This window comes from Dactylosporangium sp. NPDC049525, from assembly GCF_040676755.1.
GTDB lineage: Bacteria > Actinomycetota > Actinomycetes > Mycobacteriales > Micromonosporaceae > Dactylosporangium.
In genome coordinates this window covers 102,120-119,694 of the sequence record NZ_JBFAPO010000028.1, presented here as the reverse complement: position 1 = coordinate 119,694, position 17,575 = coordinate 102,120, and the positions used below count along the sequence as shown (strand labels likewise).

Sequence of the window (17,575 nt, the reverse complement as noted above, 5' to 3'; positions counted from 1 at the left end):
GCCATCACCATGTCGGGCGGGGGACGCCGCGTCGTCGGCCTGTGGGCTGCATCCGGGGGCGCCGGCGTCGTCCCGCAGGCGTAGTCCGGGCAGCATCACGGCACGAGCCCGACCTCGTAGGCGCGGATGACGAGCTGCACCCGGTCCCGGGCGTCCAGCTTGGTCAGCAGCCGGGCCACGTGCGCCTTCGCGGTGGCGGCGCTGATCGTCAGGTGCGCGGCGATCTCGTGGTTGGACATGCCCCGGCCGACCAGCGTGAGCACCTCGGTCTCGCGGGGCGTGACGCTGTCGGGCAGCCGGAGCCCCGCTGCCGCCGACCGCGGCGGTGCGTCCAGCTCGGCGAACGCCGCGATCAGCCGGCGGGTGACACCCGGCGCGATGAGGGCGTCCCCGGCGGCGACGACGCGGATCGCCTGCACGATGTGCTCGAGGGCCATGTCCTTGACGAGGAAGCCGCTGGCGCCGGCCCGCAGCGCGGCGTAGACGTGCTCGTCCTCGTCGAACGTGGTGAGGATCAGCACCCGCGCGGTGCCCGGGTCGGCCATGAGCTGCCGGGTCGCCTCGATCCCGTCCATGCCCGGCATCCGGATGTCCATCACGACCACGTCCGGGCGCACCGAACGGACCAGCCGGACCGCCTCCTCGCCGGTGCCGGCCTCGCCGACGAGGTCGATGCCCGGCAGGTCGGCGACGAGCACGCGCAACCCCGCCCGGATCAACGGCTGGTCGTCGACCAGGACCAGCCGGACCGCGGCGGCGTCGGGCACCTGCGTCATATCGCGGCAACGGTCGCCGGCAGGGGAAGGCGGGCCGCGACCCGGTAGCCACCCCCGGGGTGTGGCCCGGCGGTGAAGTCCCCGCGCAACAGCGTCGCCCGCTCCCGCATACCGATCAGCCCGAACCCGCCGGCGGCCACCGTGCCGGTCCCGGTGCCGGCCCCCTGATCCATGATCTCGACGGTCAGTTCGTCGGCGCCGTGCCCGATCGTCACCTGGCAGGCGTCGGTGCCGGCGTGCCGCACGACGTTGGTGACCGCCTCCTGGATGATCCGGAACGCGGCGAGGTCCAGGTCCGGCGGCAGCGGGCGGCGGGCCCCCTGCCAGCACACGTCGACGGTGACCCCGGCGTCGGCGGTGGCGGCGACGAGCCGGTCGAGGTCGACCAGTCCGGGCAACGGCTCCAGCGGCGGGGCGTGCTGCCCGCCGGCGGTCTCATTGCCGCGCAACGCCCCGACCGCGCGGCGCAGCCCGGCGAGGGTCGCACGGCTCGTCGTCTCGATCGCCCGCAGCGCATTGCGGGCCTCGTCCGGCCGCGCGTCGATCACCCGGGCGCCCATGCCCGCCTGGATCGCGATGATGCCGATGCTGTGCGCGACCATGTCGTGCAGCTCGCGGGCGATGCGCAGCCGTTCGGCGGTGATCGCCCGCGACGCCTCCTGCGCACGGACCGCCTCGGCGTTTGCCCGGCGTTCCCGGTTGCGGTTGCCGACCAGCCACGCGGCGAGCATGGCCATGACCACGGCCAGGGTGAACGACGGTGCGCTGGCCATCCGGCCGGCGGCGATGGCGCCGATCTCGGCGAGACCCGCCACGACCGCCGCCGCGATCGAGATCCGTGGGCGGCGGTGCGTCGCGATGTACCCGACGGTGAGGTCGATCGTGATGAACTGCAGGTACCGCACGTCGCGCAGGAACCCGAACTCCCACGACCACACGAACGCGGCGACAATCAGACAGCCGGTGAGCATGAGCGCGAGCGCGGTCACCGGCCGCCGGGCCAGCAGCACTAGCGGGATGACCACGACCAGCAGCGGCAGCGCATACCGCAGCCCGGGCAGGCCGAAGCTGTCCTCCCCGCCGTTCAACGTGGCCGTGGCCACCACCAGCGGGTAGGTGCCCAGCAGGAGCCACCTGAGCGGCGTGCGGAGGTTCACCTGTCCACCGTAGTTGCCGGGCTCCCCGGGGTCATCGACCGCCGGGCGTACGCCCACGGGCCTAGAGATCAGGTCAGAATGAGTTGGCGTAGGCAGATCACTGAGCAGGCAAGGCTGATCAGTGCTTCGTGGATGTCGGCGCGGCGTTCGGTGCGCAGGCGTAGCTTCTTGAATGCGTGCAGCCAGGCGATGGTGCGTTCGACGTACCAGCGGTGCTTGCCCAGTCCTGAGCCGTGGCCGGTGTTGCGGCGGGCGATGTGCGGGACGATGCCGCGGGCTCGGACGAGGCGGCGGTACTTGTCGTGGTCGTAGCCACGGTCGGCCGGCTCTCCGCGGTGGAGACGCTCGGCTCGACGACGGTGATCTGCACCGACAAGACCGGCACCCTCACCGAGAACCGGATGCGGGTCACCCAGCTGTGGCTGCCCGGGGCGGGGTACGACACCACGACCACCACCACTGTCGACGACACCCGCGCCAAGGCGCTCGCTGCTACTGCGGCGGCGTGCACCACCGCGCAGCCGCCGACCGAGGCGCAAACAGCCGGATCCGGTGACCCGACCGAGCTGGCATTACTGCGCCTCGCAGAGGAACTCCACGTCGCCGTCACGCCGGCCGGTCGCGACGCGGCCCGCCGCGCCGTTCTCCACTTCGACGCCCACCTCAAACGCATGTCGACCGTAAACAAGGACGCCGGGACGCTGGTCATCCGCACGAAAGGTGCCCTGGAGACTGTCCTGCCCTGCTGCGACCAGGTACTGGACCCGCAGGGGCGGCTCCAGCCGCTGGACGACGGCATCCGCCTGGACCTCCAGCACACCCTGGACCGGTACGCCGCCCGCGGTCTGCGGGTGCTCGCCGTCGCCGCCCGCACCCTGGACCACGGTCAGCACGTCCCTACCGACCGGCAACAGGCCGAGTCCGGGCTCACCCTGCTCGGACTGGTCGCGATGGTCGACCCGCCCCGCGCGGGCGTCGCCGCCGCGCACCGCGCCGGCATCCGCATCCACGTCATCACCGGCGACTACGGGCCCACCGCCGCGGAGATCGCCCGACAGGTCGGCCTCGGCCACGAGGGCCGCAGGATCGTCGCCGGCGACGAACTCGACCGGCTCACCGACAGTGAACTCGACACGATCCTCGTCGGCGGCGACGAGATCGTCTTCGCGCGGGTGTCCCCGGAGGCGAAGCTGCGCATCTGCGAGGCACTGCGGGCCCAGGGCGAGACCGTGGCGATGACCGGCGACGGCCCCCAACATCCCTATGCCGCTGAACCCGGACGTCCTGCGCCAGGCTCTCGGTGCCGCAGATCCTGCCGGTTCCGCCCTTGCCGGACTACTGGTCTTCCACGGTGTCCGCCCACGTCAGCTGCGAGATCTGCAGGTCGTCAACGTCCACGACGGTCGGCTACATATCGGCGGCCAGGTCATCCTCCTCGCTGACGGAGCGCACGCGAGGCTGTCGGGCTACCTCGACTATCGCGCGATCCGCTTGCCGAGCACCGCGAATCCGCGTGTCTTCATCAACCACATCACCGCGAACCAGCTCACGGCCCGTGACTTCCAAGTGGGTCAATGCGCGACTCGGCGTCGCTGCCCAACTGCTGCGCGAGGACCGCATCGTTGACGAGATCACCGCTACGGGAGGCGACCTGATGCGCGTCTGCTCCCTGTTTGGCATGACCGTCGACGGCGCCCAACGCTACGCCGCAGTCCTCAACCACCCGGAACTGTCCGCTGACCGTTGAACAGGTTGTCCCGTCCAGGTGACGGAGGAAGAAACTGTTTCGGCTGGCGCGCTGCAGGTTGAGCGCACGGCTCCCGCGGCGGCGAAGGCTTGATCGGCTGCACACTCGCCGTGCAGGGCTATCCAGGCGACGTCGGCGTCCTGGGCGATGCGGGCCGCACCGAGCATGCTGATGTGGGCGTCGTTGACGCCGGTACGCGGGCACCCTGCCTACTCAGTCGGCCGCGTAGGTCCACTGCAATGCCGGGATGTTCGGCACCCGTCGCCAGCGCTGGGCGAAGAGGGTGTCGGTGGTGAGGGCCCGCAAGAGGTCGTCGGCCCAGGCGTCGAGTGACGGCCATCCTCGTTCGGGCTCGGCGCCGTTCTCCGCGGACTTTACGAACACACGACCACCGTGTTGACCGGCGGTCTCCACCACGACGTGGTCGCCGCTGCCGTCGTACGCGATGGGGAACCAGTGGGGTTGCCAGTGGCGGTAGTCGGGGTCTTCGGCGAGCTGGTCGGCCTCGTAATCGTTGAGGATGGTCCAGGCGTCGATGGCGTCGGCCAACGGGAGAAAGTAGCGGGACGGGTAGATCTCGAAGCGGTCGACGGCCGCGACGGTCCCGTCGTGCCAGAGGTAGAGCCGCTGCACATCGGCGGGCAGCGTCCGGCCGAACATCGAGGCCGTGTGGTCGAGCCGTTCGAGCGTGGCCGCGGGCGCGAGCGTCGCGGCGATCGCGGGGGTATGCGCCCGTAGCCAGCGTTCGATCTGTACTAGCGCGATGGTGATGGACATGTTGCCTCCTGGGTGGATGGCGCCCGAACGGGCGCCATCCACGCTATTACGTCAGACCGGCGGCCCGTTGATGATCTCGACGTAGAACGGATCCTTGTCGAGGAGGTGGTCGTATTCGTAGAAGAGTCGCAGCCGGTTCCCGCCTGCTTCCCTGTTGTGGGACGCGTCGATGACCTCGACGGCGTAACTCCGTGCCGAGGCGTTGCCGCTGTTCTGCGCCTGCCGCCAGTAGTACCCGCTCTGATAGGTGGAGGAGAACGGGTACTCGTCGCACTCTCGTGACTCGCCGCCCGGCACGGCGGGGTCGGTGTAGTTGGGTCCCCAGTTCGCGATGCAGGTGTTGCGGATCTCGGTGCGGTTGTCCGATCCGTGTTTGTTGCGGGTCAATGGCTCGAAGTACCCGGTGATCGGCTGTGCGAAGTATCCGCCCGGCACGTACGTGCCGGGGGTTCCCGGCTTCGTCTGGGTGATCTGGCGCTGGGCCCGCCAGATGAACTGAGAGGACTGGCTGTAGGCGGGGTCGTTGTAGTCGAGCTGGTAGATGCCTGCCGTGCCGGTGAACATGCAGCCGGCGCCGCTGATGTAGGTGGCGTTGTCGCACCGGCCGATGGTGCCCTTGGTGGTGTACCGGTCGCCGTTCACCGGGGTGACGAACGTCGGGACGTAATTGAAGTGGCCGCGCATCTCGTCGCGGATCGCCTGGGGATCTGACGGCTTCGGGCTCAGGGTCACCGGCGAGTCGTGCTGCAGGTAGTGGTTGATCTGCTTCCACTCCGCGATCTTTTTGGTGTCGCCGTTCGGCCGGTCGCTGCCGCAGTTCGTGTTCTCACCGACGAAGCTGGTGCAGTTGATGCCCACGTTGAGGAGGGTCTCCTCGTGCGATTCCCCCCACGGGGTCCAGTCGTCGAAGTAGATGTCCCAGTCAAGGTTGCGGGCGGTGTGCAGGCCGCGTCCGATGATCACCGTCCGGGCCGTTGTGCCGCCGACCGGGGGGCCGCAGGTGGGGTTGCAATGCCGGTAGGTGACAGTGAGCCGGAACACGTGGCAGGCGGAGTAGTGGTTCTTGTAGTGCCACGGACCGCGGAACCCGGAGATCCATTTGGTGAGGCACTCGTCCCGGGTGATCCAGTCCTCGCCGGGATAGGCGAGGACGCTGAGGCCGGGGGCCGGCGGCCGGTACACGTGGGTCTTGATGGTCTTGCGCTGCTCGGCGAGGGCCTCCTCCGCGGTCTGGGTGGACCGCATGCTGCGCTTCGAGTCCTCCCGCCGCGGCTCGAGTCCGCTGTCGGCGAGTGTCCCGGCCAGCGGAGCGATCGAGATGACCGGGGTGACGGTGCTCGGTGCGGGGGCGGCCGCGGCGTGCCCCGCGCTGGTGAGCAGGAGGCCGGCGGCGACGGCGAGGGCCAGAGCTGGGCGGTGAAAACGGATCACCTGGCTGCTCCTTCGGTGGCTGGGGGAGGGACCGGGACGGCGGCAGGCTTCACTGCGCGCATCTCGATCCGAGGCAGACGTGCAGCAGCGCGCCCGTGGTGGCGTCGAAGATGACCGTGAAGCCGGCGTAGGTCGCTGCCGCCGACGTGGTGAACGGCTCCGCCGGACCGTCGCCGCTGACGATGTGCACCTGGTCGACGCCGATCCCGGCGACCGCGGGAAGGCTTGCGGCAGGGACGGTCTGCGCGCGGAGCCGGGTGAGGTCGCTCGTAGCCCGCGCTCCGCCGGAACCGGTGGCCATCACCCGCAGCGCCTCCCGACGCGCCTGGTCAAGGCTCAGTGCCGAAGTCCCGGGCACCTTCGGATGGCTGGTCACGGTCGGGCCGGCGTGGCAGACCTGCTTGGCTTCGACGCATGCGGCGAGCCCAGGCACCGTACTCAGACACGACGCGCCGGTACGGCGCATGCAGTCGGCCAGAGCCCGCTGGTCGACACCGTTGACGGTGCTGGCCGGCGCGGCAGTCGGCGAGGCAGCGATCGTGGCGGCGGCGGACGGCTTGCCCACGACGAGCGAGTCGACCGCGGTGCCGTCGCCGCTGCTGGCACCGGACGTCCCGACGGCCACCGTGAAGCACCACGGCTTCATGTTGGCGGCGTCCGCGCCGGTGGGCGATGCGACGCCGTAGCCGAAGTCGTCCCACGTCGGTGGTGCGTCGCAGGTCTTCGGCTCGCCCGTGGCGACCTCCCGGACGAACGGATACCGCGTGCCGGTGTCACCCGTCGCCAGCTGGAGTTCGTTGGCAAAGGGCGTGTTGATGGTCGCGGCCCGCAGGTAGCGGATCGCCAGCCCGGTGCGCACGTCCCGGACCGGTCCGCCGGTCTGGAGCCTGGTGCTGGTGAGCGGGTTGTAGTCGTAGTACAGGTCGTACTGGTCACCGGAACCGCTGGGCAGCACGAGGTACGAGTGGGGCATCCCGTCGGGGTCCGATGAGCCCGGAGCGATCCAGCTCGGCACGACCGAATAGGTGTACTGCCCCGCGTTCCACTCGGACCAGTACAGGTTGTACGTCACCGCGGCGCCGACCTGGCCGTTGTGATCAGCCCGCCAGCCGTACTCGACGCCGCCGCTGCCGTCGGCCCGCGCGAACGACACGGAGTTCTGCACGGTGTTCGAGAGCACCCATTGCGCCGGGTTCAGCCGCTTGAGGGCGACCGGTGTGTTGGCCCATGCCGCTACCACGCCGTGGACGTCCTCCTCCGCCCTGACGCACAGGTCGGTGTGGATCCACTCGCTGTCGCGGGTCCCGCAGTCGAACGCACCGGTTCGTCGCTGCCAGGACTGGCTCCACACGTACGCGCAGTCCCACAACTGCATCGCGACGCCCGTGCCGGTGCTGAAGTCCGGGATGTCCAGGCACCGTGAGGAAGCCACGTTCCACATTGCCAGTCCGTCCGGATTGGACTCCGGCGGCATCGCCCACAACTGCAGGCTCGAGTCGGAGCAGTCAGCCAGGACTACAGGCGCCCCGTTGTCCTCGCCCGACGCGGTGAGACACCGCCCGGACGCGACGTGCTCGACGCGGTAGGTGAAGTCGTAGACGTCGAACACCCGGACCAAGGACCAGCGCTGGCGATCGATGTCACCGCCCCGGACACCCGGCAGGTATTCAACGATCTCGACAGGCGACTGATTGCTCGTGCCGTCTCCACCGACGCCGAGCACCCTGGTGTCGTCAGTGTTGACGACGCCGATGGCGACGGGCATTTGCGCGGCGGCGGCCTGGGCCTTGGGCTGCCAGAACAGGCTGCCTGCCGCGAGTGTCACGATCGTTGCCGCGATGGTTGCGCTGCGTGTGAAACGCTTTTTGCGCAGGCGAATGCGAAGCACCGTGCCTCCCCCGTAAGGACGTCGATGCGGTCATGCGGTGGACATGGACGGCGGTCATCTTCGTCCACCGCGGCAGCAGTTATCGGTGACTACTTCGACCGCGGTGCGCATTGACGCTATCAAATATGCATATGCACGGTAACCCCACCGGGCAATCAAGGACATCCGTCACTACCGCCCGCCGCGGCACGGTGCGGCACGGCGTGTCGAAGTGCGGGACGGGCGAGGCCGCCTGGCGGGCTGTCGCGGTCAGCCGCCGCTGTCGTCGAGTTCGGCGCCTTCGGGGATGGTGTCGTCGTCACGGTCGATGACCCAGTCTGGGGGAGGGCGACGCGCGCGGGGGTGTCGGTGCGGCCGCGGCTGGTAGAGAATCCCGAGACGCTCCACAGTGGACCACCCAGTCCTCACGCGACATACGGATTCCGCAACCGAAGCGGCTACGCTGCCCCAGACACCCTTCCACCTTCGGTTCGACGCCGAGTTGGCTTCAGAATTCGCGAACTCATGGAGGATGTGGGTGAGCCAGGCGACCGGGGTGCCGTCGGCGGACACCACGTACCAGATGGTGTCGGGTCCGGCGGGGGTGCCGAGCGGCTGGTAGACGCTGGCGTGCAACCGCTGGGCGGCTTCAGGGGCGAGCGTGCCAGGCGGGACGGGGTTGAACGTGGTGCGGCGCAGGCGGCGTCCGGCGGTGACGTCGAGGCAGGCGCTGATCTGCTGCCACGCCTCGTCCTGGGTTGTGCGGGTCATCGGCGGGTCTCCTTCGTCAGCTGGAGGTCGGCTGGGACGGTGCTGCGCCAGGTGTGCGTCATCGGGTCCAGAACGTGCCGCCGGTCGACGGTGATGGCCAGCCCCCGGTCGTCGCGGTCGGCTTCGTCGTCGGCGCTGGTGACGTCGATGTGTAGGTCGCCGGTGCCGCTGAGCGGTTGAGTGACGGTCACGGTGTAGGGGGTCGGCGGTGACGGTGCCGGTGAGGAGCCCGTACCGGTCCTCGGTGATGTCGGCGGTGAAGTCCCACGTCTCGTTGAGCAGAGGCTGTCCGCTGGCGGTGACGAGCTGCATGAGCAGGGCGACGACGTCGGCGCCGGACGGGTCCGCGGTGCCGTTGAGAAAGGCGGTGAGCTCGTCGGGGTCCGTTGCATAAGTCGATGCCTGGGCAGGCAAGCTCGAACGGTGAAGCACTCGAACCGTCGGCGTCCAGCCCAGCCACCACGGTCGGCGTTCGCCGGGTTCCGGTTCCCGCCGGACGTCATCATGGTGGCTGTCCGGTTGTACCTCCGGTACAACCTCTCCTTCCGCGACGTCGAGGAACTGCTGATCGAGCGTGGTGTCGAGGTCGATCACGTCACCGTCTTCCGGTGGGTGCAGCGCTTCACGCCGCTGCTGGCTGACGCGGCCCGGTGGTGCCGGCACGCGCCCGGCGACAGGTGGTACGTCGATGAGACGTATGTGAAGGTCAATGGGGTCTGGCGGTATGTGTACCGGGCTGTGGACCAGGACGGTCAGGTCATCGATGTGCTCGTCTCGGCCCGCCGTGACGCCGCTGCAGCACGGCGGTTCCTGCGCCGGGCGCTGACCACGTTGAAAGTGCGTCCTACCGAGGTCGTCACGGACGTGGCGCCGGTGTACCCCGTGGTCCTCGACGAGCTGGTTCCCTCGGCGTGGCACGTCGAACGGCATGCCAACAACCGGATAGAGGCTGACCACAGCCAGCTTAAGCACCGGCTCAGACCGATGCGCGGCCTGCGGACCGACCGGACCGCGCAGACGATCATCGCTGGACTCGCGTTCATGCAGAATCTCCGCCGCGGCCACTACGAACTCGGGCTCGACGCCCCACGCGGGCTCCGCGTCGCCGAGGCGTTCACCGAACTCGCCGCCGCCATCTGACGAATGGCCGCGCCCACGGCAAACGCACCCCCTCCAGTCGGCGAACGCATCAGCGCCCGTTGAGCTGTTCGGCCAGCCGGCGGATCACCGCCTTCGGGTCCGACTCCCGATACAGGCGCACCGCGCGCTGGCGAAGGTCGTCGGGGGTACTTCTTTGGTGCTGGCACGGATCTTCCTCCCCATGGCCATCAGACCATGATCAAGAAGCTCCATGAAAGCGGGGGTGGCCCACCGCCGTCGCGTCGGCTGGCAACTACGGTAAGCAGCTGCCCTATCTGCTCCGACGATCCTGCGGGCCGTCAAGACCTGGAAGTCCCCAGCTGGTGACCTCAAGCGGTTCGTCCTCGCGGCCAGTCCACAGGCCGGGTATGTATGCCCGGAACGACTCACCGTTGGCCGGTCGAATCTTCATAATTGCTCCGTCCCCGCGGCCCGCTTCGAGTTCAGCCAGCAGGTCCAGCCGGTCGGCGATCTCGATCCGCGGATGGAAGTACGCGATCGATCCCATCTCCAGGTGCAGGCCGAAGATCTCCATGCTGATGTCGGCAGTCAGCCGCATGGTCGAGGTCTCGCGGCTGAGCATGTCGCGAAGGGTGTCGTTGATCGTGCCGTTCAACGTCACAGACCAGGCTTCGGTCGGCCGCCGCGCGACACAGTGACCCTCGATGAGCAACCGGGCGATCCTGAGATCGATGCGGTCATCGACGGAGATCTCGTCTGGGATGTGAAAATAGGTCTGGCAGTGGCGCTGAACGACGCTCAGGTCATCCGCCAGCAGCTCCGTAATTGCAAGGAGACGCCGCTGTTCGTCATCGGCAGCCGACGGGGCGTCGCGGTGGAAGGTGCCAGCCTGTTCCCCGTCGATTTCGAATTCCATCGAAGCGCTGTCCTGCAGGCTGCGATACATCGCGATCGTCTGCAGCACTGTGGCAGGCATGGCGCGGCTGAACCTGAAGTTGCCGTCCATGCGGGTCTGGTGATCGTTGCCGACAAGCATTTCGATTACGGCGGTGTTGTCGAACCTCAGCGTCAGCGAGCTCCCGAGGTGCCCCCTCCCGACCCGGGACACCATGCCCTGAAACGATGCGGTGCGGCGGCCGTCAGCGGCGATTGCGGTCAGTCGCGCTGCCACCTCGTGGTCGGCTGGCAGTTCTGCGGCGACAGCTTCGATCTCCAGATACCCGCCGGGTGCAGGCAGCCACGACGGTCCAGTATGAGTGAGGCGGCGCGTGACCTCCGGGGGAAGGACCAGCCGGTCGGCGGTGCCGAACCCGAGAACTCTTCGCACGACCGGCCGCAGGTCGGCGTGTTCAGGTCCTATTGCGTCAGCGCCTATCGTCAAGGTTATCGGGGAGAAGGCGTGTGCGTTCGGATGCTTCGCCTCGATTCGGTGGATGACCCCGTCCCCGTTGATCACCGTCCGGACTGCCCAGTGTGGGTCCAACGTATCCGCCACGTGCGCCAACGCCCGGTTTCGGGCTGTCAGGTCGACGAGTCCGCCGGCAAGGATCGCCGTCTCCTGCTGGAAGACGCTTGCCGCTTCTAGAAGCTGGTCTCGGGTGAAGTAGGCGAGTAGGTCACCGTGCCGAGCGAACCAGTTGTCGAGTTCCGCCCGGCCCAGAATTCGAGTCTTGACACCCTGATGATCCGCACCAAGGTCCCGGACAAACTGCTCCTCGCCTGGGGTGGGGTTGGTCGGGATCACCAACGTCCACTCGTCGGGTTGGTGCGTCATGGCTTCGCGGAACGACTTCGTGATCTGCCGACGTTGCGTTCGGCGTTCTGACCCGAACCCGTCACGGAAGTACTTCAGCTGAAAGATGCGCAACCGCTGGCCCTGCCGGACGACGACGTCACGGCCGCCGTCGCCACCCCGGCCGTCGTATGCCCGCACCTCGTCGTCCGGGCCGTCGTACAGTCGGCAGAGCAGAGCCTCAACACGTCGATCGAACTCTGGTTGAGTCAACTGGTCCCAGTTGATGGAGATAGCACCCCCCAATCACGTCGCCGGCATCATCTCATGCATGCGCGTCCGCACTGCAGGACGAGACCGGCGACATCCGGGCGCAGATCACTGGCCGGAAGCCCGGTGCTTCACGATCCGGTTCCAGTACGACTTGTGCGCCCGGCTGGTGTCGGACGTCACCGCTTCCGCGACCTGCGGCACGAAACTCAGGAAAGGCCGGGACAGGACCTGCGGGCGGTTGTCTGCCGCGCCGGCGACGAGGTCTTCCGAAGAGACGCCGAGTTTGGCGACAATCACCAGGCAGGATCGACTTCCGGCCGGGCAGGCATGTTGGGTCCGTTGCGTTGAGCGCTTCCTGGTCGGCAGGCTTGAACGGTGAAGGTCACGAACCGTCGGCGTCCGTCCCTGCCACCACGTTCGGCGTTCGCCGGATTCCGGTTCCCGCCCGACGTCGTCATGGTCGCCATCCGGCTGTACCTGCGCTACAACCGGTCCTACCGCGACGTTGAAGAACTCCTCCTCGAGCGTGGTGTCGAGGTCGACCACGTCACCGTCTTCCGGTGGGTTCAGCGGTTCACGCCGCTGCTGGCTGACGCGGCCCGGTTCTGCCGGCATGCACCCGGTGACAGGTGGTATTTCGACGAGACGCATGTCAAGGTGAGTGGTGCCTGGCGGTACGTGTACCGCGCCGTCGATCAACACGGCCAGGTCATCGACGTACTCGTCTCGGTCCGTCGGGACGCGGCCGCGGCACGCCGGTTCTTCCGCCGGGCGTTGAGCACGTTGAAGGTCACGCCCTCCGAGGTCGTCACCGACGCGGCGCCGGTGTATCCGGCGGTGCTGGACGAGCTGGTCCCGTCGGCGTGGCACCACGTCGAACGCCATGCCAACAACCGGATAGAGGCAGACTCACAGTCAGCTGAAGCACCGGCTCAGACCAATGCGCGGTCTACGGACCGACCGAACAGCGCAGACGATCATCGGCCGCTCGCTGGACGAGTGGCCACACCTCCGGGCTCACTGCAGCGGATGCTGCTCGCCGGTCAACGCGGCGAGCGCGGCGGCCACCTCGCTGAGCTTGGCCCGCACGTACCGGACGGTCGTACCGGCGTCACTGCCACCGTCGGCGTGCCCCGCATACGCTTGGGCGATCGCGTAGCCGAAGTTCCGCTCCACCCACTTCAGGGTCGTATGCCGCAGCCAGTGGATGCTGATCTGCTGCGTCGCCACCCACGGCAGGATGCCGCCCATCCGGGTGAACAGATGGTCATACCGCCGGCGGGTGACCGGGGTCCCGTTGCGGTAGCGCAGCAGCTGGCCATCGCGACGCCCGACGGCGCCTCGATCGTGCGCGTGCTGTTGCAGGTACTGCATCAGGGTGGGGGAGACCGGCTGCCAGCGTTCCGTCTCGCCCTTCTCCCGCAGCCGGACCAGGCACTGCTCCTCGTCCAGGTCGACGGGCCGCAACGCCAGCGCCCCGCCACGTCGGCACGCCGTCTCGGTGTGCAGGCGCAGCAGCAGCGCATCGAGCTCTGGGTCGTTGCCGCTGGATGCCGCGGCCGCGTTGAGCTCGGCGAGTTTCGCGTCGGCGAGCGCGCCGCGGGTGCTCGGCAGCCGCCGGGGTTTGGGGACCTTCAAGGCCGGGTTCTCGTCCTTGGTGAGGTAGCCGTCGGCGACGGCGTGGTTGTACACGCATCGCAGCGCCGCGATCAGGTTCTCCCCGTTCCGCAGCCGGAGCGGGCGTTGCGCCGTACGATCCTGTTGGCCTTGACGAACTCGACGAGGCTGCTGATGTCGGACGCTTTCACGTCGTCCATCCGCCGCTCACCCCACTGCTCCTCGATGCGGTTCCAGTAGCTGCTGTACGCCCGAAGCGTTCCCACCCCGACCGCGGCGCGGACCACCGGCAGATACTCCCGGAACGTCGGCACCACCGGCCGGACCATGGGCGACTGCAGCAGCTCCTCCGGCGACACGCCGAGCCGCGACAGCAGCAGCCGCACGGCGTCCAGGTCGGCGTCACGACCGGACACAGATGCGGCCGTCATGCGGCACCGTCCGCGAAGTGCGTCGCATGCCGCCCGGTGACCAGTTCCTCGACGATCACCGGCGGGTGCACGATGAGGAGACTGTCAGCGGGTCGGCCGCTAGCAGGACCCGGTCGCCGGCGCGCAGCCGGCACCAATGCCGAGCCGCTGCGGGCAGCTTCACGTGACCCAGGCGGCTGAGCCGGAAGATGCCGTGCTCGTCAGCCGCGACGACGATCAGGCCGGTGTACGCCTGGATGTGCAGTCGGGTAATTGCCGTCCAGCCCAGCGCTCGCGTCAGGGCGGCGTCTGCGACCCGACCGTTGGTGTCGACCGTCGCCAGGCCGAACCGCAGCGTGCCGGCCGGGCGCTGGGTGAGCCGTGCGAGGGGGAGTGGTCCGCGTGGCCGCATCGAGGCGGTCGTGATCGAAGGACGCGATGGTGGCAGCGCGGAGGGGATGACGGCAGGGATGGGGCCGACACTCATCGTGACCACCCGACCCGCACTGGTTCGGAACGGTCAGGAACTTGCGGCGGATACGCCGAAACCGGGTGCTCGATTGCGCTCGAACACGCGGCCCTCAGATGCAGCACATGTGCTGTGTTTTTGTGTCGAAGGGGGGACATTAACCCCCACCCATAGCATCCCTGCCCGAAGCAGGGATTCATGTGTTGAGACTATCGACGAAAGACAGCTTCTTCAAGTGGCTAACCCGTCACCCCGGTCGCGCTCCGATTAGCCCAAACGGCACCTTCCGCAGCCGCTCTCCGTGCCGTGAATGGGCTGCTCGGAGGTGGCCGCACCGACGGGACCAGGGAAGGTCCCGTCGGCGTGGCTCCGAATGGCTGTGCAATGCCACGAATGCAGTCAGCGCCCGGGCGGCGGTTGACAGGCTTGGCTGCCTCTTTTCCGCTTAGCTCAGTGCCCACTCGTTTGACGATTCGCTCGGTGCGTGGTGAAATCGCAGCGATGTTGCGCCGGTGCTATTCGGATCGGCGTGGTGCTGGCAGTTCGGGTCGCATACCGCCGTATTTGTGGAAGCGTCGCATGAATGCTTCTTCGCCGCCTTCGAGGACCTGACGGATGTGGGTGCGAATAGTCAGATCGTCGATGGAACCGTGGCTGGTGACGACCATGCCGGCGTTGGTTGCATCCAGGACGGCGACGAGCTCGGCGTCGCCCAGCATCGGGATGTTCGGGTTGTGCGTGGCGGCGATGATCTGGCGGTCGTGCCCGTCCGGCGGGAGGGCCTTCTGCTTGCGGATGATGGCGACGACGTCCTCGTAGATGAAGCTATTGTCGAGATCGTCCTCCGGCTGGTCGAGCAGCATCGGCTTACCGTCGACGGCGAAGATCAGCAACAGGATGGCGGTGGCGCGTTGTCCCGTGGACAGCTGGTCCAGGTCGCGGCTGCCCTGCTTGGTGCGCAGGCGCACGACGACGCGGTCGCGAGGTGCCATCGCTTCGAGTTCCGCGAGTCGGTCGGCTTCGGGGCCGGTGAGCCAGCTGTGGATCTTGCCGGCTTGTGCCGTCGTCAGGCCGAACCGAGCCGCGATGGCGTCGGCTCCCCGTTCGACCGTTGCGACGATCGTCGGCCCGTCGACACCTTCGAGGGAAGCGACGCCGGCGATCGCCGGCCCTTGGGCCCCTGAGCCGGCGAGCAGCGCTCGAAGGTCTGCAGCGAACTGCTCGCGGTCGCCGAGCGGCTCCACGACCACCTCCAGCCGCTGAGACAGCCGGGTGCTGATCAGGTCGGCCGCGTCCTGGCGAACCCGGCTCTGACTCTCGCGGGCCTTGGCGAGGTCGTCGAGGATCCCCTTGCGGGCCAGCGTCAGCTCCTCGATCTTGGGCAGCTTGCGCGTCAGCTTCTCGAGCTCGTCCTTGCACTGGTCGAGCTCGGCCGTGATGCGCAGGGTCGCGTCGCATCGAAGTTGTCGGCGTGCAGCAGCTGCTTGACCTCGTTGAGCTCGGCCGTCAACGCCTCGACCTGCGCTGCATGGGTGTCGCGCAAAGCCCTGATCTCGTCATGAGCGGCTCGGGCGACGTCGGCGACCTGTGCAGTGATTCCGCGGATCGCCTCGGCGGCGGTGGTCAGCACTGTCGCCGCCCGCTGCGTCAGATCGTCGTCGGTCTCCACAAGCTGATCGGCGAGCTCGACGAGATCTGCCTCGGCCTGAGTGAGGGAGCCGGACCACCAGTCGACGGAGCCCGTCTTCTCGCCGGCGGAGCCGAGGTGGCGGCCGATCGAGCCGTGGCGCCGATGTGTGGCGAGCTTCTGCAGCACGCCGTTGTCTTCATAGACCTGCAGTTCGTGCGCCAGCGCGTCGACGCGCTGCTCGATGTCCGGACGGCGCCCCTGTTCGATGCGGTGCTTGCGGAGCTCAGCGCTGTTCAGGGAGAGGTTGCGGCGGACCTCGGTGACCTTTGCTTCGGCGCGGTCCAGGTCGTCGCCGATGAGCTGGTCGAGCAGTTTCCGACGGAACTCCGGGCTCTTGCTGATCGTGTCGATCTCGCCCTGCAGCAGGACGATCGGCGTCTGGTTGGGACCGAAGGTGTCCTCCGGTGCGATGTTGATCTCGGCGCCGGTGTCGAGGTCGATCACGTGCGGTGGCTCGCCGAGCGCCCGCCGCACCTCGTACTGCTTCGGCTTGCCTGACTCGGTGTGCCGTTCGATACGCAGCCGGGCGGAGCCGCCGGAGCCGAGGGCGTGGTCGACCAGCCGCTGCCGATCCTTTGCGTCGCAGAACGGGGTGATGTCGAGGGCGTAGCGGATGGTTTCGAGGACGGCGGACTTTCCGGTGCCGCGGCCGCCGATGAGCGTGTTGAGGTGGGCATCCAGGGTCAGCTCGAGAGCGCCGAGGAAGCCGCGTCCCTCGATGTGGGCCGAGACGATCCGCCCGTTCCAGGGCGGGGACGGCTTGGTGGTCCGGACCCGTGTCTGCGGATCATGGAGGGCCAGGCGCATCGCGTCGAGGTCTGTGGCAGAAAGCTTGAGCCAGGTTCCGCGTGGGCTTCCGTCGCCCAGCGTCTTGCCGCCGACGTCCGCGAGTCGGCGGGGGTCACTGAACTCGACCATCGCGAGCTGGTCCCACCTGAATGCGACGCCGGTGCTTCGCAGCTTGCCCAGCACGCCCGAGGCGTGATCCACGCCGTCGAACTGGACCTCGGCGATCAGGTCGGCGGCTGGCTTCGGTCCCATCGCCTCGACGATGCCCTTGCGGTCTTCGGCATGGGCTGCGAACAGCAGGCACCCGAACCTATCCCGCAGGCGCCGCATCGCGTCACCGACCGGGATGCCGAGGTCAATCTCCGAATGGTCACGGCCGTTCCACAGCGGCTTGCCGGGCTCTCGGCTCAGGCCCCGCAGGCACTCGTTGATCTCCTGCGGATCCGTGTCGGCCGGGAACACCGCGAGGATGTGGACAGCGTTGCGGCCCACGTTCAAGTTGAGTTCGGCTCCGGGCAGCACCACGATGCCGTGCTGCGCGGCCGACTCCTTGATCAGGTCGAACCAGGGCTGGCGGATCCCGTGGTAGTCGGTGATCGCCGCCAGCTCGATGCCGACGTCGTGCAACCGCTGCGCGTACTGCTCGGCGAAGCGTCGTTGATCGGCAGGGTTGTCGTAGTCCACCCCGGCCAGTCCGGCGAAGCTTGATACACCCGGCGTGTGCAGGTGGAAGTCCACCCGGTGCCAGCGCGACCCGCCAACGGTTATCGATCACTTCCTCGTTCCGCGGGCAGGCAGGCGCCAACCCGCAAGGGGAAACGGCCGTGGCGGATCGAAGGGGTTGCTCCTATCCGAGGAGCTCGCCGTCCCGGCGTCGTCCGGCCGAAGATCCCGCCGAACTGATCGAAAAGCCTAGACGACCAAGCCCGAATACGGAAAGTGATAATGGCGGCTCTCGGAGATGATCT

General features: G+C 68.2%; 17 protein-coding genes and 2 pseudogenes. 4 read left to right on the top strand and 15 right to left on the bottom strand.

All coding sequences use genetic code 11. The features are described 5' to 3' along the window. Positions 1-95 precede the first annotated feature (95 nt). From AB0K00_RS33250 to AB0K00_RS33240, 3 genes and pseudogenes are all read right to left on the bottom strand, one after another. The gene (locus AB0K00_RS33250) at positions 96-776 is read right to left on the bottom strand and encodes a response regulator transcription factor (RefSeq protein WP_363528518.1); all 681 of its coding nucleotides are present in this window, start codon (positions 774-776) and stop codon (positions 96-98) included. Next, positions 773-1,933 (bottom strand): sensor histidine kinase, encoded by a 1,161-nt coding sequence (locus AB0K00_RS33245; protein ID WP_363528515.1) that lies wholly within the window; start codon positions 1,931-1,933, stop codon positions 773-775. Before AB0K00_RS33245 ends, AB0K00_RS33250 begins: the two co-directional genes overlap by 4 nt. 68 nt (positions 1,934-2,001) lie before the next feature. Then, positions 2,002-2,256 (bottom strand): annotated as a pseudogene (locus AB0K00_RS33240) (transposase); the annotation flags it as partial. Here AB0K00_RS33240 and AB0K00_RS33235 point away from each other — a divergent pair. Together AB0K00_RS33235 and AB0K00_RS33230 are read left to right on the top strand one after the other, a co-directional pair. Continuing rightward, on the top strand, positions 2,167-3,375 hold the full coding sequence (locus AB0K00_RS33235; RefSeq protein ID WP_363528512.1) for an HAD family hydrolase: 1,209 nt from the start codon (positions 2,167-2,169) through the stop codon (positions 3,373-3,375). The pseudogene AB0K00_RS33240 and the gene AB0K00_RS33235 sit on opposite strands and share 90 nt — an antisense overlap. 113 nt (positions 3,376-3,488) lie before the next feature. Next, on the top strand, positions 3,489-3,680 hold the full coding sequence (locus tag AB0K00_RS33230) for a hypothetical protein (RefSeq protein ID WP_363528511.1): 192 nt from the start codon (positions 3,489-3,491) through the stop codon (positions 3,678-3,680). A 213-nt stretch (positions 3,681-3,893) separates the two neighbouring features. On the opposite strand, the gene AB0K00_RS33225 is transcribed toward AB0K00_RS33230, so the two are convergent. From AB0K00_RS33225 to AB0K00_RS33205, 5 genes are all read right to left on the bottom strand, one after another. Then, positions 3,894-4,457 (bottom strand): SMI1/KNR4 family protein, encoded by a 564-nt coding sequence (locus AB0K00_RS33225; protein ID WP_363528508.1) that lies wholly within the window; start codon positions 4,455-4,457, stop codon positions 3,894-3,896. 51 nt (positions 4,458-4,508) lie between these two features. Continuing rightward, positions 4,509-5,888, bottom strand: coding sequence for a hypothetical protein (locus AB0K00_RS33220; protein ID WP_363528505.1), 1,380 nt, complete (start codon positions 5,886-5,888; stop codon positions 4,509-4,511). A gap of 49 nt (positions 5,889-5,937) precedes the next feature. Beyond that, on the bottom strand, positions 5,938-7,713 hold the full coding sequence (locus AB0K00_RS33215) for an RICIN domain-containing protein (RefSeq protein ID WP_363528502.1): 1,776 nt from the start codon (positions 7,711-7,713) through the stop codon (positions 5,938-5,940). Positions 7,714-8,025: 312 nt separating this feature from the next. Next, positions 8,026-8,526, bottom strand: a complete 501-nt coding sequence (locus AB0K00_RS33210) for a hypothetical protein (RefSeq protein WP_363528499.1) — start codon at positions 8,524-8,526, stop codon at positions 8,026-8,028. Next, on the bottom strand, positions 8,523-8,717 hold the full coding sequence (locus AB0K00_RS33205) for a hypothetical protein (RefSeq protein WP_363528497.1): 195 nt from the start codon (positions 8,715-8,717) through the stop codon (positions 8,523-8,525). Before AB0K00_RS33205 ends, AB0K00_RS33210 begins: the two co-directional genes overlap by 4 nt. A 232-nt stretch (positions 8,718-8,949) precedes the next feature. Between AB0K00_RS33205 and AB0K00_RS33200 the strand changes: the two genes are divergently transcribed. Continuing rightward, positions 8,950-9,666: an IS6 family transposase gene (locus AB0K00_RS33200; protein WP_363528494.1), complete on the top strand. Its 717-nt coding sequence runs from the start codon at positions 8,950-8,952 to the stop codon at positions 9,664-9,666. Positions 9,667-9,937: 271 nt separating this feature from the next. On the opposite strand, the gene AB0K00_RS33195 is transcribed toward AB0K00_RS33200, so the two are convergent. Together AB0K00_RS33195 and AB0K00_RS33190 are read right to left on the bottom strand one after the other, a co-directional pair. Next, entirely contained in the window at positions 9,938-11,632 is a 1,695-nt protein-coding gene (locus AB0K00_RS33195) for a hypothetical protein (RefSeq protein ID WP_363528491.1), read from the bottom strand. Positions 11,633-11,737: 105 nt separating this feature from the next. After that, positions 11,738-11,929 carry a hypothetical protein gene (locus AB0K00_RS33190; protein ID WP_363528488.1) on the bottom strand — a complete coding sequence of 64 codons (192 nt, stop codon included), beginning with the start codon at positions 11,927-11,929 and terminating at the stop codon, positions 11,738-11,740. 159 nt (positions 11,930-12,088) lie between these two features. On the opposite strand from AB0K00_RS33190, the pseudogene AB0K00_RS33185 reads away from it, so the two are divergent. Further along, a pseudogene (locus AB0K00_RS33185) lies at positions 12,089-12,611 on the top strand (IS6 family transposase); the annotation flags it as partial. Between the two features lie 38 nt (positions 12,612-12,649). Here the strand turns inward: AB0K00_RS33185 and AB0K00_RS33180 are convergent. From AB0K00_RS33180 to AB0K00_RS33160, 5 genes are all read right to left on the bottom strand, one after another. Continuing rightward, positions 12,650-13,324: a site-specific integrase gene (locus AB0K00_RS33180; protein WP_363528485.1), complete on the bottom strand. Its 675-nt coding sequence runs from the start codon at positions 13,322-13,324 to the stop codon at positions 12,650-12,652. 17 nt (positions 13,325-13,341) lie between these two features. Further along, a complete protein-coding gene (locus AB0K00_RS33175) occupies positions 13,342-13,680 on the bottom strand; it encodes a hypothetical protein (RefSeq protein ID WP_363528483.1) in 339 nt (112 codons plus the stop codon). Positions 13,681-13,735: 55 nt separating this feature from the next. Beyond that, the gene (locus tag AB0K00_RS33170) at positions 13,736-14,146 is read right to left on the bottom strand and encodes a hypothetical protein (RefSeq protein ID WP_363528480.1); all 411 of its coding nucleotides are present in this window, start codon (positions 14,144-14,146) and stop codon (positions 13,736-13,738) included. A 497-nt stretch (positions 14,147-14,643) separates the two neighbouring features. Next, entirely contained in the window at positions 14,644-15,372 is a 729-nt protein-coding gene (locus AB0K00_RS33165) for an ABC transporter ATP-binding protein (RefSeq protein WP_363528477.1), read from the bottom strand. 149 nt (positions 15,373-15,521) lie between these two features. After that, entirely contained in the window at positions 15,522-17,345 is a 1,824-nt protein-coding gene (locus tag AB0K00_RS33160; RefSeq protein ID WP_363528474.1) for a hypothetical protein, read from the bottom strand. Between the last annotated feature and the right edge of the window lie 230 nt (positions 17,346-17,575).